Source organism: Huintestinicola sp. (assembly GCF_051882455.1).
Taxonomy (GTDB): Bacteria; Bacillota; Clostridia; order Oscillospirales; family Ruminococcaceae; genus Huintestinicola.
Map to the genome: position 1 here is coordinate 1 of NZ_JBJERV010000023.1, position 15560 is coordinate 15560.

Below are 15560 nucleotides of genomic sequence, written 5' to 3' on the forward strand. Positions count from 1 at the left end.
TGTTGTGTTCTTTTGTGCAACTTTTTTCATTTAACCGCTTTATCGACAAGCTGAGCCCCGATAATTCAAATTGAAATTATCGGGGGCTATTTTTTATTTATTGTGAGTAGCCTTCCTTACATCTGTAATAGTCTCGCGTATATTCAGAAAAGCATCCGCAAGAACAGGGTCAAAGTCCCTGCCGCTTCCCTCGGAAATTATCTTAAAGCACTCCTCAAGGGGCATTGCATCACGGTAGCAGCGCTTTTCCGATACAGCGTCGAATACGTCCGCCACAGCCATTATCCTTGCGGAAAGGGGGATATTATTTTCCGAAAGTCCTTCGGGATAGCCTCTGCCGTTCCATTTTTCGTGGTGATAGCGTGCCACCTCGTATGCCATTTGTTTGTAATTTTCATCGGCGGAATGTAAAAAGATCTCTTTGATTATCTCGCTGCCCTTTGCGGAATGTGATCTCATTATATCAAATTCCTCATCGGTGAGCTTTCCGGGCTTGCAGAGGATACTGTCGGGAATGGATATCTTTCCGATATCGTGAAGGGGCGCAACCATTGCAAGACACTCGATAAATTCATCTGTGATGATATCGCTGTACTTCCCCGTCCGCTGCAGCTCGCGGGCGAGAAGCTCAGCGTAAATGCTTGTTCTTTTGATATGACCGCCCGTATTTTCGTCCCGGTTTTCCACCAGAGTTGCAAAGCCGCATATCATTTCCTGATTGTGGGAAAGCAGATGCTCGTAATTATCCGCGTCATCGCTCAAAAGCTTCGATGTTCTTTTCGTGAGAAGAAGCAGGAGTGCCGCAAAGCATAATAATGTCAGAAATCTGGGAAGAATGCCGAATAACACAAGTCTATTCAAGGTCTGGAGATTATGGTCATTATTCCGACCCATGTAAAAAGCGATAAGCTGTCCCGCAGCGGTAACAGTCAGCGTTCCCGCAGCCGAAAGCTTTGTGAGCTTTTGTGAAAAATACAGTCCCGCTATGGCTATGGGATACGCATATACCACCACAACGTGATATGTGAGGGCCGAGGTTATCACAAGCAGGAACAGGTCCGCAAAAAGCACATAAAGGTATTTAAGATATTTTGCCGATGTTCCGCAAAGCTTATTAAGCAGCTTGGGAAGCAGCAGCAGTACGGCACTTATGCAGTAAGCCAAATTCATTACCGGCCTGTCAATTATGAATATTCCCGCCACATTAAGAATATATACCACCGTAAAGATGGCAAAGGTTATCATCATAACGTTTGCGGCGGTGCGGTTTGCGTCCTCTTCGTTCCTTTTAATTATCCTGCTCAGGGTCGCGTTGCTCAACTGTCTCATCTCCCGAATGATTTGATAGAATAATTATACCATATTCTGCACTATTCGTCAATAAATTTTCTTTAACATAATAAAGCAAGCTCACATGAACTGCCATATGAGCTTGTTTAACATATTATATTACTTTCTTTTAACGGGTATCCAGATGGCGCTCTCGTAATCCGCCGCACTGCCGTCTCCCTCGGAGTACCACTCGATATTTGCGCCGAAGGCAATGTCATAATCGGGATTTCCGGGGAGCCATTCGCGGAATATCTTTGTATTCACAGACTGCAATGCTCCGGGCATAGGACCTGTGCACCTGAACTTAGCCCACCGGGCGTCGGGAAACTCATAAACCGTCATTCCCTCGGGAACATCTCCGCCCTTATACTCCCCTGCTATAAGATATCTGAACTTATTGCCGCCTATATCGTCAACACATACGCCGAACATACCAATGCAGTTTTCCTTGATAGCCTTTTCCTCGGCTGTTTCGGGAGCCTTGCTGCAAAGGGGTCTCATTTTTTCCGAGCAGAATTTATCCCATAGCTTCGGGATATCCGTATAAGATGTCTCGGAATTTATAATGCTTTCATAGCCTATTACCTTAAAACCGCTCATTTTTTCAACTATCATATCCATACTGTTTCCTCCTTGAATTACCACCTGAATTTTAAGAGGGAGAAACGTCCTCAGAGCATGGGGATCTTTTCTCAGACCCGACGGAGTTACGCCGTGAAACCTTGCAAATGCCTTCGTAAAGCTCTCGGGGGTATCATAGCCGTATTTAAGAGCAATGTCAATGACCTTTTCTTCCCTGCCGCCGATAATATCCAGCGCTGAAAGATAAAGTCTGCGGCAGCGGATATATTCGCCCATTGAATAGCCCGTCATAAGCTTGAAGCCCCGCTCCAGATAAAAGGGTGAGATGTTCACAGCTTTTGCAATGTCCTCGGGAGAGATGTCCTCGGTAAGACCCGTCTCCATAAAATCTATCGCCCGTCTAAGGCTTTCCGTCCAGTCCATTTCCTCGCCTCCTGTGATAATGATAACATATGAAAATGATCTTGTCCTGTCAGTTTCTGCTTGATTTTGTCCGAAAAAGATCCCGTCATTCTGAATGCACTGAAATGACGGGATCATTTTATCAGTCTGTAGCAGTCTCGCTGATACCGTTATTATTTTCCGAATTACGCGACTCAAATAAGATAAGGAAATCCGCAAGGCGGCAAAGGTCTTCCTTGTCGCTGAAGCTGAGGGTGATTTTTCCCTTTTCGCCGCTGCTGCCGCTTATCTTGACCGATCTGCCCAGCCGCTCCTTAAGACTAAGCTCCATTTCGGTGAAATAATTCTTTGTAGTCTTGCTGACGGAAGGCTCCTTTTTCTCCTCGCCTTTGTTAAGCTCCGCCGCAAGCTTTTCGGTCTGACGGACGCTGAGCTTTTCCTTGATGACGGTTTCCAGCGCATAGATAAGATCATTCTTATCATCGACCGACATAAGCACCTTTGCATGACCGACGGAAATTTCCCCTTCGCCCAGAGCATTCAATGCCTCCTCGGGAAGTGTGAGCAGACGGGTCATATTTGCAATATAAGAACGGGATTTTCCCATTACCTCCGCAAGCCTGTCCTGAGTCATGCCGTATTTATCCATAAGAGTACGGTAAGCCGTTGCTTCTTCAACGGGATTTAAGTCCGCACGCTGAACATTCTCCACAATTGCAAGCTCAGCCGCCTCAAGCTCGTCCGTCTCACGGATAATTACGGGCACCTCTTCCATTTTAAGCAGCTTGCAGGCACGCCATCTTCGCTCTCCCGCGATTATCTGATATGTAAGACCGTTGGGCAGCGGACGGACAACTATAGGCTGAATGAGCCCGTGTTCCTTTATTGAATCAGCCAGACCCTTGATATTTTCCTCGTCAAAAACGGTTCTGGGCTGTGATCTGTTGGGTTCGATTTCGGACATTCTGAGAGTTTTTATGTCCTTGCTGTCAAAAGCGTTATCCTCAAAAAGTATGTCAAGACCTGATCCGAGAGCCATTTATCATACCAACCTTTCTTATATTTTCGCAGAGCCTAAAAGCCGCTTCTTTACGGGCTTTGGCTTGATATCGGTGACGCCGTGGCGGGTGAGCATTTCCTCCGCCAGCTTTTCATATGCCTCCGCGCCGCGGGAGGTCTTGTCATAGTATATGACCGGTTTTCCGAAGCTGGGAGCCTCGGAAAGCTTTACATTACGGGGAATTACCGTTCTGTACACCTTTTTCGGGAAATGCCTCTGCACCTCGGAAACAACCTGATTTGTAAGGTTAAGACGGACGTCGAACATTGTAAACACAATGCCGTCAATGTCAATATTGGGATTGTAATTTTTCTTGACCCTCTTGATGGACTCCACAAGCTGAGAAAGTCCCTCAAGGGAATAATATTCGCATTGAAGCGGGATAAGCACACTGTCCGCAGCGCATAGTGCGTTTACGGTGAGAAGAGAAAGGGAAGGCGGACAGTCGATTATTATGTAATCATAGTCATTTTTAACGGTAAGAAGCTGCATTTTCAGGCGGTTTGAGCGGTTGTCAAGGTTCACAAGCTCGATATCCGCACCTGCAAGAGCCGAGGTGCTGCATATTACCGACACATTTTTGTATGCGGTCTCGATAATTCCCTCGCCAATTCTCCGCTTGCCCATAAGTACATCGTATATGGTCACAGAAACGGATTTTTTTCGTATGCCGAAGCCGCTGGTGGTATTTCCCTGGGGGTCCATATCGATGCAGAGGACTTTTTTCCCTCTGATGCCGATAGAAGCCGCAAGATTGACAGCTGTGGTGGATTTTCCGACGCCGCCCTTCTGGTTGGCGATTGCGATTATTTTAGTCATTTTATCATTCCTTAGATCATTTAAAATGTTCCACGTGGGCAGGGTCGCCCTGCAGCGCAGTCGCGCCGAAAATTTATTTTGACTTTATAAAAAGTCTCCCCGTCTGATTGTTCCACGTGGAACATTTTCTGTTATTATAATCAACGTATTTTTATTATATCATCAATCTCCAATGATTTCAAGTAGCAATAACAATAAATTTCGTAATGTTCCACGTGGAACATTTTACAGATGAATTTTCAATCAAACCGCTAATGTGCATATTGCAGACGGTTTGTCCTGTTTTAATGAAAGAACATCGAGAAAACAAAAAAAGAATGTTCCACGTGGAACATTCCGAATAAATACTTGTCCCTCTCTGCCGAAACAAAGAGGGACATTTTTCACTCTTATCCCCCAGACGGTATACGGACAACATACTCTATATAATCCTTCTCCTTGGTCTTTTTTACCTCCGCATTTATCCCGGCAGCCTGCATAACTTCAATGGCATGATTTATGGTATTCACGAAGATCCTCACGTCCTTGAATGCACCTCTGCATTTGCGTATTCTCTGTAATTCCTTCGACTTTTTAGTAAAGCTTTCAACAAGCCGCTCGGTGTTTTCAACATTGAGCCTGCGCTCGTAGATCTCCTCGATAAGGTCGGCTCTTATATCCGGTGACTCCACCGCCAGAAGTGCCCGTGCGTGGCGTTCGGTAAAACCGTATTCTATCATTTTCCGCCGCTCGGAACGGGAAAATTTCAGCAGCCTCACCTTATTTGCCACCGCCGACTGAGATTTTCCCAGTCTGACAGCCACGTCCTCCTGGGTATACCCGAAAAGCTGGGTCATTGCGGAAATTGCCTCCGCCTCCTCAAAAAAGTTCAGGTCCTTCCGCTGCATATTTTCCGCAAGGGACATCATTGCAGAGCTGCGTTCATTTGCGTCAACGATAATGCAGGCGATCTCGGTCATTCCGCAGAGCTTTGCCGCACGAAGCCTGCGCTCCCCTGCAATAAGCTCGTAGCCCACATCAAGCCTGCGGACAATTATAGGCTGGATAAGTCCGCTGTTTTTAATGCTCGCCGCCAGCTCCTCAAGCTCCGCTTCGGGAAATCTGCTTCGGGGCTGATTTGGGTTGGGATAAATCCTGTCCATATCCAGCATGACCACCCTTGCGGCAGTTTTTTCATTCATAATTATCCCGCCCAGGTTCTCAAGGGCAGATTTAAAGGGCATTGCCATAATATCATCTCCGTTTCTTTATGATATTATTGTAATGCCCTTTATGCATAAAATAAAGTCAAAACTTTCGTGAATAATGCCGATAATAACGCTCCGAAAAACAACTTTCAACAAATTCACAAGCTTTTTTTCGAGATCTGACCGCCGTTGCGCGGGTATTTTGTCGGTGTGGAAGATATTTTTTTTACAATGACCATAACTCTCTTATTCCCCGAGGGAAGGTCATAATTTATAATATCCGAAATTTCGCCGCCCAGAATTTTTACCGCATTCTCACCCTGAGAAATGTCCTCACTCGGTCCCTTCATAGCGATAAAACAACCGCCCGGCTTTACATAGGGCATACAGTATTCCGCCAGAACAGGCAGCGCCGCCACCGCTCTGGCAATGGCAATATCGAACATCTCCCGAAGCTCATTTTTCCGTCCGCCCTCCTCTGCCCTTGCGTGGATACAGGTCATAGGCAGAGTCTCGCGGGAAACCGCATCAAGAAAATTTATTCTCTTATTAAGGCTGTCAAGAAGGGTCACGTCAAGGTCGGGACGGTACAGCTTCATTGGAACTCCCGGAAAGCCCGCACCCGTTCCAACGTCAATGACGGTCGAATTTTCGGGAATATCCCACAGCTTGAACACAAGAAGGCTGTCCAAAAAATGCTTCTCGGAAATTCCGAGAGGGTCGGTTATGCCCGTCAGGTTCATCACCTTGTTGTATTCCACCAAAAGCTCGGCGTATTTATCAAGAAGCCTGTATTGCTCCTCATTTACAGTCATACCGCTCTTTTCAAAGAGAGTGGATAGTTCGTTATAGGGAAGAATGGTCATTGTTTAAAACTCCTTTATTAAAGGGAAAATCGAATTTATTAACGTTACCTCAAGACGACCCCCGCTGTTCCACGTGGAACATTTTATGCATTTCTCAATGCGCAGAATGATTTTACAGTTTCACTTATATGACAGTGCGACCTCGCCGCGGGGCGCCCCCCGCTGTTCCACGTGGAACATTTTAAGGCAATACCCACTGTTTTGCCTTTTCAAAATCATCAAAAAATTCAACAGGACAGCCCTTCTTCCGGGATATATCCCGAAGATAATTCCTGTCCCCGATTTTCTTAATTCCCACAAAAGCTATTTTCATAAATCTTTTCTGAGAGTTAACAAAGGTATCGTATATGCAGGAAATTATGTCGTCATCTATCTCGGTCTGGTCAAGATTTACGATAACAAAAGAAGTCATAGAGGGTCTGCAAAAGCTTTTCTTGTCACTTAGAAATTTCTCAATGACCTTATCCTTCATATCACCCATACCATCAAGATGCTCCGCCCAGATCGAACCGCCGTTGAAATACAGCTCAAAGGATTTTTTGCGGAGTCCAGCTTCGGTGTTGATATAATATTTTTCACTGCTCATTTGTCATTATCCCCTTATTTATCCAAAGCTTTTCTCAAATCAGAAATATACAGCTCCTGCTGCTTTTTCAGATACATCTTCACAAAAGGCTTCATTATAAGCTTCTTAGCGGTCACATCTTCCGTGAACTCTATTTCCGTCTGTACGCCCTTCTCCGAAAAGATACCCGTCCAATGACCCTTCATATTATCATTTTCCATATCAAATTCCCAGCGTTTATACTGTTCTGTTGCTGTTACCGTAAAATTTGTGGCAAATCCATTGGGCGTGTATTCGATAAACTGCTTATCGTTTATAACTTCAATTTTGCCGATGTCACTTCTCCAGGAATAGTTCTCCAAAGATGTTACTATATCCCACACCGACTTGATGTCCTTTTGGAATACAGCCTTAACGGTCGATACAGCCATAATATTTTTCTCCTAAAAGATAATTTTGCCAATGTTCCACGTGGAACATTTTACTTCTCAGCCGAACCCCTCTGCTTTGAAAGCCATATTACCAGCACGCTTACGTCTGCAGGGGAAACTCCCGAAATTCTTCCCGCCTGACCGATATTCTCGGGGCGCACCTTGTTCAGCTTTTCTATAGCCTCAAGGCTCAGTCCCTCAATATCCTTGTAATCCACATCGGCAGGCAGCTTTTTCTCCTCAAGCTTGCGGACGTGCTCCACCTCCATTAGCTGACGGGCAATGTATCCGTCATATTCGATACGAAGTCCCACCTGCTCGCAAACCTCATAAGGCAGAGGCTTTCTCTCATCATCAAATGGGGCGGTATCGTCATAGGATATCTGCGGCCGCTTTATCAGCTCGGAAAGGCGTATTCCCGTGGAAATTGGCGCCGTTCCCCTGCTTTCGAGCATAGCATTAAGCTCGGGAGTGGGGCTGACAGTCTTCTTTTTGATACGCTCAATTTCCGCATCTATCTGCTCACGCTTTTTCAAAAATGCGGCATATCGCTCCTCGGAAATAAGCCCGATATCATGACCGATAGGCGTAAGTCTCTCATCCGCATTATCCTGTCTCAGCAGCAGACGGTATTCGCTTCGTCCCGTCATCATTCGGTATGGGTCGGTGCAGCCCTTTATAACAAGGTCATCAATAAGCGTGCCAATGTAGGACGATGAACGGGGCAGAGTTATCTGCTCTCTTCCAAGAACGGACAAAGCCGCATTTATTCCGGCAATAAGTCCCTGCGCCGCAGCTTCTTCATATCCTGAGGTGCCATTGAACTGTCCCGCACCGTAAAGTCCCGAAATTTTTTTGAATTCAAGAGTATGCCGCAGGTCCTGCGGGTCGCAGCAGTCGTATTCGATAGCATATGCATTTCGCATAACTTCAACATTTTCAAGCCCCTTTATAGTCCGCAGGAATTTCAGCTGAACGTCCTCGGGCAGCGACGAGGACATTCCCTGTAAATAATACTCGTCTGTAGTAAGTCCCATTGGTTCAATAAACAGCTGATGACGGGGGCGCTCGGTGAAACGCATTATCTTGTCCTCGATCGACGGACAATATCTGGGTCCCACCCCGTGTATACGACCCGAATAAAGGGGCGAACGGTGGATATTTTCCTTTATTACCCGATGAGTGTCCTCATTGGTGTATGCCACATAGCAGGAAACGATGTTTTTAAGCCCCTCTCTGGGGGTCTCAAAGGAAAAGGGCTGGATATCCTCGTCCCCGTCCTGCCGCTCAAGCCGAGAAAAATCAATGCTCCTTTTGTGAACTCGTGAGGGAGTGCCCGTTTTGAAACGGCGAAGCTTCACACCAATGCTCTCAAGGCTCTGAGACAGATATCTTGCAGGCAGCGTCGCATCGGGACCGCTCTCATATGAGACCTCACCCACATGGATAACGCCCTTCAGATATGTTCCCGTTGCAACTATCACCTTTTTAACGTTATACTGTGCGCCCAGAGCGGTGACAATGCCCTTCACAACGCCGTTTTCGGCGATTATCTCGGCAACCTCCGCCTGCTTGATATCAAGATTATCCTGATCCTCGCAGACCTTTTTCATATACTCGTGATACTTGACCCTGTCCGCCTGAACTCTGAGACTATGTACCGCAGGACCCTTTCCGCGGTTGAGCATACGGCTCTGAATGAAGCATTTATCGGCAGATTTGCCCATCTGACCGCCCAGAGCGTCAATCTCGCGGACAAGATGACCCTTAGCCGTTCCGCCGATTGACGGATTGCAGGGCATATTTGCAATTGAGTCAAGAGAAATGGTGAAAAGCGCAGTCTTAACACCCAGACGGGCGCTTGCAAGAGCGGCTTCAACACCTGCGTGACCTGCGCCGATGACCGCTACATCATAATCATCTATATAATATTTTTCCATTTTATGACTTCCTATCTATAAGAATTACCACCACAAAGCGGGAAATATTTCTGCAAGCAGATGCAGAGCTTCTGTCATTTCAGCATTTATTTCATCATAGGTCAAATCATCGTCCGTCAGCTCATATGTCAGATAGCGGCGGCATTTTTCCTTGATAAATTCAATGGCTTCAAGCTCGGTGTATGTCCTGCCCTTAAATTCAAAGGTGTGATACTCAAGGTCAACCACCTTTCCGCCCTTCTCGGTGTACATCATAAGGTGAGAATACAGCCACTCAATCAAGATAGTGTTTATATTCCACGTTTCCCTCTCGTCAAATCCGTATTTTTTTCTTTGCTTCTTAAATTTTTTCTTTTGCTTGCGGCTTATTTCGGAGTAATCGCTTCCATATTCCCCTTTTTTAAGCCCAAGCTCTTCAAGATATTTGTTTTTCATAATTATTTACCCACACAAAAATGCGAAAATACTTCATTGACAACCGCCTCGGAAACTCTTTCACCCGTAAGCTCAAGCAGATAGTTCTGAGCTTCGTCAAGAATGATGTTAACAGCGTCAAGAGTTGTTCCCGAGGATATGGCAATGAGGGCTTCATCAATGCATTTTCCTGCATTTTCGAGGCATTGCTTCTGCCGCTCGTTTACCGAAATATCATTGTAGATATTACTGTTTGTAATAAACATATTATATAATACATTTTGTAATTTACCCTTACCATCACCGTTTTCGGCGGATATTTCAATGACATTTTTAAATGCGGCTTCAATTTTGTCCTTTTCTATAAGTGAAGCTTTATCATTTTTGTTTATGCAAGCAATTACATTTACACCCGAGAGAGACTTGCAGCTTTCGATAAGCTTCATATCATCATCATCAAGAGCGGCGCTGTTGTCGAATACCGCAATGATAAGGTCGGCGGTCTCAAGGCGGCGGCGGGCTTTTTCAATTCCCGCGCCCTCAACGATATCCTCCGTCTCACGAAGCCCCGCTGTGTCCGACAGCCGCAGAACGATATCTCCCAGACGGACAGACTCCTCCACAATGTCCCTTGTGGTTCCGGGAATATCGGTGACAATGCTCTTTTCCTCCCCTGCAAGGAGATTCATAAGAGTGCTTTTGCCCACATTCGGCTTGCCTGCAATGACCGTATCAACGCCGGATTTCAGAATTCTTGTGTTGTCATAGCCTGCGCTGATCTTCCTTATCTCCGAAAGCACATCTGTGAGTACAGCTTTCATATTTTCGGGGCTTACCTCGGGAATGTCCTCATCGGGATAATCGACCCATGCATCAAGCTCACCAAGCAGTCCAAGAAGCTTGTCCGAGCAAGCCTTGATACTCTTGAAAAGGGCACCCTCCTTCACATTTGCAGCCCTTCTGTAAAAGGCTTTTCCCTCGGCGGAAATGATATCCATGACAGCCTCCGCCTGAGTAAGAGACAGCTTGCCGCTCATAAATGCACGCTTTGTAAATTCACCCGCACCCGCAGGCACTGCGCCGCAGTCATACACCGCCCTGAGAACGCGCTCGGTTATGAAAATTCCGCCGTGACAGGATATTTCCGCCACGTCCTCACCCGTGTATGAACGGGGAGCGCGGAAAACTGTGAGGATACAGTCATCAAGCTCCTCCCCGTCCTTGGAAAAGATCTTTCCGTAGGCGCAGGTGTAGCCTTCCATTTCCGAGGGCTTTGCATTTCGTGAAATGGGCTTGAAAAGCATATCTGCGATCTCAAGGGCGCTGTCCCCCGAAATTCGTATCATTGAAATTCCCCCTGCCGCACGGGGGGTGGAGATGGCGGCAATGGTATTACCCTGCATAATTTTTTTCCTCTGCTTTATATATCAAAAGGGCGCCCGACGGACGCCCTTAAAATACTTTTTTCAGGCGGCTTTTATCCGCACATTTTAATTTCGCATTACAGCTCAATTTTTCCGTAAAGCTCACCGTCGGTCATACTGTCCTCGGGCTTGGGCTTTTTATAGTCCTTCTCAAAAGAAGTTTTCATCAGATCCATTGAATGAGCCTGAGGCTCTCTTCTTCTGCGGGACTTGTCATATCCGCCCTTTCTTCCGCCGCCCTGTCTGCGCTCGGGTCTGCCGTTAACGGAGGAGATGACTACCTTTCTGTAAGGCTCCTCGCCGATGCTCTTGGAGGTAACTCCCTCGATCTCGCTGACAGCAGCGTGGATGATCCTTCTCTCATAGGGGTTCATAGGCTCGAGAGTGGAAGTTCTGCCTGTTCTGAGAACGGTCTTGGATATCTTTCTTGCAAGGTCCTCAAGGATCGCCTTTCTCTTCTCTCTGTAGCCGCAGGAGTCAAGGGTAATTCTGTAATACTCCTTGTCGCTGCGGTTTGCTGCCATTGAAGCAAGGTACTGTATGGCGTCAAGGGTCTCGCCCCTTCTGCCGATAACTGCGCCTGTGGTATCTCCGGTAATGTCGATAACAGCGCCTTCCTCGTTTTCGGTTATCTCAAGTCCTGCCTCAATATCCATGCAGGAGAGTATAGCCTTGATGTATTCGGCAGCGGTCTCTGCCTTTGAAGGCTCATATTCCGCAAGTATCTTTGCGTCTGTCTTTCCGAAGCCTAAAAAGCCCTTCTTTTCTTCTTCAAGCACGGTGAATTTGATCTTGCTCTTGTCGGCTCCGAATTCTGCTGCGGCAAGGTCTTTTGCTTCTTCTACGGTATTTGCGGTAAATTCCTTTTTCATATTGATACATCCTTTCTGCTTCGGATTTTTGAAAACCTGTTAATCTTTATCGTCGTCGATGTATTCATCGCCGTATTTTTCGGCCTGCTTGCGTCTTGCTTCGGCAATTATCTTTCTTTCGTATTCCTTGAGCTGGGATTTGGAAAGCTTTACTTCCTCGCCTGTTTCCTCGTCCTTTACAACTCCTGCGGCAGCTATCCTGCCGTTGTTATTTGAAGAAGAGCCGTTCTGCTTTTTAAGCTCCTCCTGCAAAAGCTCATTATACTTCTGCATAAAGCCCGACTTTTTCTTGTTCTTCTTTTTCATCTTGTCCTTTTCAACAAGCTTTGCCACATATTCGGGTGTGTAAATTTTATTGAGGACAATGGACTGGATAAATCCGACGAGAGAGGAGCATATCCAGTAGTAACCGATACCTGCGGGATAGGAGAATGCGATCCACACGGAGAAAAAGGGCATAATGTAAAGCATCAGGTTCATACTGCCCATCTGAGCGGCAGCTTCGGGATTGAGCTTCTTCTGCTTTGCATTTGTGTAGAAGGTCATTATCAGCTGAATGAGACCCGAAAGGATGGGGATAAGGATAAGTCCGATGGCAGCGGCGTTCCATACGGTGCCCGCTTCAAAAACGGATTTGGGGATAGCTCCCAGGTCGATAAGTCCGAAAAGCTTATTGTCAAAGCCTGCTATCTTGTCGAGAACATCTGCTGTAACGCCATTGGCACCCATGAAGAGAGCCTCATTGTCCTTTACAGCCTGGAGTATATAAAGCTCGGGACGGGCATTAAAATATGTGTTGCCCTCGAAAAGAGGAGCGGCAACTGTTTTGAGCGCCTCGACTTCTGCTTTTGATATATGGAGAATATGCGTAAGGGGACGGTACACAACGTCGAATATACCGTAGAGGAAAAGAAGCTGGGGGATAAGGGGCAGGCAGGACGCCATAGGATTGATATCTTCCTCGGCATAGAGCTTCATCTGCTCCTCCTGGAGCTTCTGGGGATTGTTTGCATACTGCTTTTTGAGCTTTTCAAGCTTAGGGCTGAAGGCTGCCATTGCGGCGCTTGATTTCTGCTGCTTTACGGACAGGGGCACCATTACAAGCCTTGTTACTATCGTAAACAGCAGTATGGCTATGCCGTAATTCTTAAAAACCTGATAGATAGCCCACATTATAAATCCCAGAGGATAGCCTATGAGCTCAGATATAAATCCCATATTTCTTATGATCTTCCTTTCCTTGTTAAGGCATTTTCTTTATATATACTGCAACGCTTTATCAAATTAAAGTCTATTGCTTATTTTCTTTCTTAAAATATAACAGGTCAAATTTATCGGGGACATAGTCCACTCCTCCCCGTGCAAAGGGATTGCACCTGAGTATGCGCCATGCTCCGAGTATTGTTCCCTTGACCGCTCCGTGCTTCTTTATCGCCTCTACCGCATATGTGGAGCAGGAGGGATAATATCTGCATCTCGGGGGCAGACAGGGTGATATGAATTTCTTGTAGAATTTTATGGGCAGCAAAACTATGAGCTTCAAAAGCTCGGAAAGCTTGTCTAAAGGTGTCATTTTTTTATCTGCCTTTTTTGTTTTGCGGGGTCCTTCATTGCAGGTATGACCCTGCTTCTGAAAAATTTCCCGATGTGATAGCTTTTGCAGGTCGTGCTGCCTGCTCTTGCGCTGACTACGATATCAAAGCCTTTCGGAAAATCCTTTTCATTTTCCCTGTATGCCTGACGTATGACACGCCTTGCACGGCTCCTTGATACAGCGTTTCCTATCTTCTTGCCGGTGGATATGCCTATCCTGTTACGGTTTGTGCCGTTTCTGCGGTAATAGACTGTACACAGCCCACCCGAGATAAAGGCACCCTTGCTGTAAAGCCTCACAAAATCCTTATTGTTATTCAGCTTTATTGTGTAGAGCATATGCTTTCCTTTCCCGGCTAAAAAATATGACCGCAAATTTATGGTTTGCGGTCATAATGCACCGGCGCATTGTCCGAGCCAAGCGTACTGCTGCCGGATCCTGCCGCATCAGCATTAGTATGTGAGCATTTTTCTGCCCTTTGCTCTTCTGCGTGCGAGTACCTTGCGGCCGTTCTTTGTGGACATTCTCTTCATAAAGCCGTGCTCTTTTTTTCTGTGGAGCTTCTTAGGCTGGTATGTTCTTTTCACTGTTTTTCTCCTCCTTTATCAATATTATCAAAAATTATTTCCTTTACTTTTCATAAAGGGGGGACCATTCTCTTGCTTATTGCATCTTAAACATCTTGCTTCTTGTATGGCTACCCCATCAATGTTATAGTATAACTCATAATGCTCCCCTATGTCAAGTCTTTTTTTTAAATTTAATTATTTTTTTATTTATTAACAAGGAAAGAGGTTTTTTTATGCCCCTTTTTGAAGCTTTTATGCAATGGCAAAGCCCTTTGCCGAAAAAAATTTTTCCAAAACACTTGACAAATAAGAACTTTTGTGCTATAATATAATCACAGAGATATCTCACTAAGCTGTTTTTTTATGGGACTGACCTGCGGCTTTCCCAATGAAAAAAAAGCTTGATTTTTTTTCGTTAATATGGTATAATAGGATAAAATAGTGTTGTTTTGCCCTGATGGGCGTTCAGCACTTCATTTTTGCGGTTTTTCTTCCGCTCCGAAAGGGGTTTTTTATGAAATCTTTCGACGAGGTTTTTGATAAGGTCCTCGAACTTATCCACCAGAAGGTAGTGAACGGCGAGCTTACTTCCGTTGCCTACGATATGTGGATACACTCGATGAAGCCCTTGAAGCTTGAGGATAATGTTGCATACTTTACGGTGCAGTCAAAATTCCAGCAGGGCATCATTATGAAAAATTATGAGAAAATGCTCAAGGACGCTTTCCTTAACGTTATGGGCTTCGATGTTGAGATAAATATATCTCCCGCCGAGCTTTCCGATGAGAATGACTCCAAGCCCATCAAGGACAGGGAAGAACTGGAAATAACCTTTTCAAATGCCGAATATGACTACACCTTCGATACCTTCATCGTGGGAAAATCTAACGAGTTTGCCCACGCTGCCTGCGTTGCCGTCTCAAAAAATCAGGGCGGCGTTTATAATCCCCTGTTTATCCACGGCCCCTCGGGTCTGGGAAAAACTCATCTGCTGACAGCCGTTTCAAACGCTATAAAAGCAAACAAGCCCGATACAAACATTATCTATGTCACGGGCGAGGCTTTTACCAATGAGCTCATTAACGCCATCAGAGAACAGACTACCCACGCTTTCAGAAAAAAATACCGTAATGCCGACGTTCTGCTGATGGACGATATCCAGTTCATCTCGGGAAAGGAGTCCACTCAGGAGGAATTTTTCCACACCTTCAACGAGCTTCACAGCCAGGGCAAACAGATAATCCTTACCTCGGACAGGCCCCCTAAGGATATCAAGACCCTTGAGGAGAGGATAAGGACAAGGTTTGAATGGGGTCTTATCGCAGATATCACTCCCCCCGACTTTGAAACAAGAGTCGCCATCATTAAAAGAAAGGCAGATCTCCTTAACCTCACTCTTACCGATGATGTGGTCGAGACTATAGCCTCAAGGCTCAAGGCGGATATCAGACAGCTGGAGGGCTGCGTTAAAAAGCTCAAGGCTTCTCAGCACCTTATGGGCAC

Annotated in this window: 17 protein-coding genes; 1 reads left to right on the forward strand and 16 read right to left on the reverse strand. The window is 45.9% G+C overall.

Annotation, left to right across the window (positions count from 1 at the left end; genetic code table 11):
- Window positions 1–93 precede the first annotated feature (93 nt).
- The 16 genes from ACI4J0_RS03230 to rpmH form a co-directional block, all read right to left on the reverse strand.
- A complete protein-coding gene (locus tag ACI4J0_RS03230) occupies window positions 94–1320 on the reverse strand; it encodes an HD-GYP domain-containing protein (protein WP_439764383.1) in 1227 nt (408 codons plus the stop codon).
- Window positions 1321–1449: 129 nt separating this feature from the next.
- Window positions 1450–2454: an AraC family transcriptional regulator gene (locus tag ACI4J0_RS03235; RefSeq protein WP_439764384.1), complete on the reverse strand. Its 1005-nt coding sequence runs from the start codon at window positions 2452–2454 to the stop codon at window positions 1450–1452.
- A gap of 4 nt (window positions 2455–2458) precedes the next feature.
- Window positions 2459–3355, reverse strand: a complete 897-nt coding sequence (locus ACI4J0_RS03240; RefSeq protein ID WP_439764385.1) for a ParB/RepB/Spo0J family partition protein — start codon at window positions 3353–3355, stop codon at window positions 2459–2461.
- Between the two features lie 18 nt (window positions 3356–3373).
- The gene (locus ACI4J0_RS03245; protein WP_439764386.1) at window positions 3374–4195 is read right to left on the reverse strand and encodes a ParA family protein; all 822 of its coding nucleotides are present in this window, start codon (window positions 4193–4195) and stop codon (window positions 3374–3376) included.
- A gap of 389 nt (window positions 4196–4584) precedes the next feature.
- Window positions 4585–5424 (reverse strand): ParB/RepB/Spo0J family partition protein, encoded by an 840-nt coding sequence (locus tag ACI4J0_RS03250; protein WP_439764387.1) that lies wholly within the window; start codon window positions 5422–5424, stop codon window positions 4585–4587.
- Between the two features lie 116 nt (window positions 5425–5540).
- Window positions 5541–6248 carry a 16S rRNA (guanine(527)-N(7))-methyltransferase RsmG gene (gene rsmG / locus ACI4J0_RS03255; RefSeq protein ID WP_439764388.1) on the reverse strand — a complete coding sequence of 236 codons (708 nt, stop codon included), beginning with the start codon at window positions 6246–6248 and terminating at the stop codon, window positions 5541–5543.
- 181 nt (window positions 6249–6429) lie between these two features.
- Entirely contained in the window at window positions 6430–6834 is a 405-nt protein-coding gene (locus tag ACI4J0_RS03260; protein ID WP_439764389.1) for a hypothetical protein, read from the reverse strand.
- Between the two features lie 14 nt (window positions 6835–6848).
- Window positions 6849–7244, reverse strand: a complete 396-nt coding sequence (locus tag ACI4J0_RS03265) for a polyketide cyclase (RefSeq protein WP_439764390.1) — start codon at window positions 7242–7244, stop codon at window positions 6849–6851.
- Window positions 7245–7294: 50 nt separating this feature from the next.
- Window positions 7295–9184 (reverse strand): tRNA uridine-5-carboxymethylaminomethyl(34) synthesis enzyme MnmG, encoded by a 1890-nt coding sequence (gene mnmG / locus ACI4J0_RS03270; protein ID WP_439764391.1) that lies wholly within the window; start codon window positions 9182–9184, stop codon window positions 7295–7297.
- Between the two features lie 24 nt (window positions 9185–9208).
- Window positions 9209–9619 (reverse strand): hypothetical protein, encoded by a 411-nt coding sequence (locus ACI4J0_RS03275; RefSeq protein ID WP_439764392.1) that lies wholly within the window; start codon window positions 9617–9619, stop codon window positions 9209–9211.
- 2 nt (window positions 9620–9621) lie between these two features.
- Window positions 9622–11001 (reverse strand): tRNA uridine-5-carboxymethylaminomethyl(34) synthesis GTPase MnmE, encoded by a 1380-nt coding sequence (gene mnmE / locus ACI4J0_RS03280; protein WP_439764393.1) that lies wholly within the window; start codon window positions 10999–11001, stop codon window positions 9622–9624.
- Between the two features lie 98 nt (window positions 11002–11099).
- Entirely contained in the window at window positions 11100–11894 is a 795-nt protein-coding gene (gene jag / locus ACI4J0_RS03285; protein WP_439764394.1) for an RNA-binding cell elongation regulator Jag/EloR, read from the reverse strand.
- Window positions 11895–11933: 39 nt separating this feature from the next.
- Window positions 11934–13112: a YidC/Oxa1 family membrane protein insertase gene (locus tag ACI4J0_RS03290; protein WP_439764395.1), complete on the reverse strand. Its 1179-nt coding sequence runs from the start codon at window positions 13110–13112 to the stop codon at window positions 11934–11936.
- Window positions 13113–13185: 73 nt separating this feature from the next.
- A complete protein-coding gene (gene yidD, locus ACI4J0_RS03295; protein WP_439764396.1) occupies window positions 13186–13467 on the reverse strand; it encodes a membrane protein insertion efficiency factor YidD in 282 nt (93 codons plus the stop codon).
- Window positions 13464–13826: a ribonuclease P protein component gene (gene rnpA / locus ACI4J0_RS03300; protein ID WP_439764397.1), complete on the reverse strand. Its 363-nt coding sequence runs from the start codon at window positions 13824–13826 to the stop codon at window positions 13464–13466. Before rnpA ends, yidD begins: the two co-directional genes overlap by 4 nt.
- Before the next feature lie 114 nt (window positions 13827–13940).
- Window positions 13941–14075 (reverse strand): 50S ribosomal protein L34, encoded by a 135-nt coding sequence (gene rpmH, locus ACI4J0_RS03305; RefSeq protein WP_178726858.1) that lies wholly within the window; start codon window positions 14073–14075, stop codon window positions 13941–13943.
- A gap of 496 nt (window positions 14076–14571) precedes the next feature.
- Between rpmH and dnaA the strand changes: the two genes are divergently transcribed.
- Window positions 14572–15560: chromosomal replication initiator protein DnaA (gene dnaA, locus ACI4J0_RS03310; protein ID WP_439764398.1), on the forward strand; the 989-nt coding region annotated here is incomplete at its 3' end.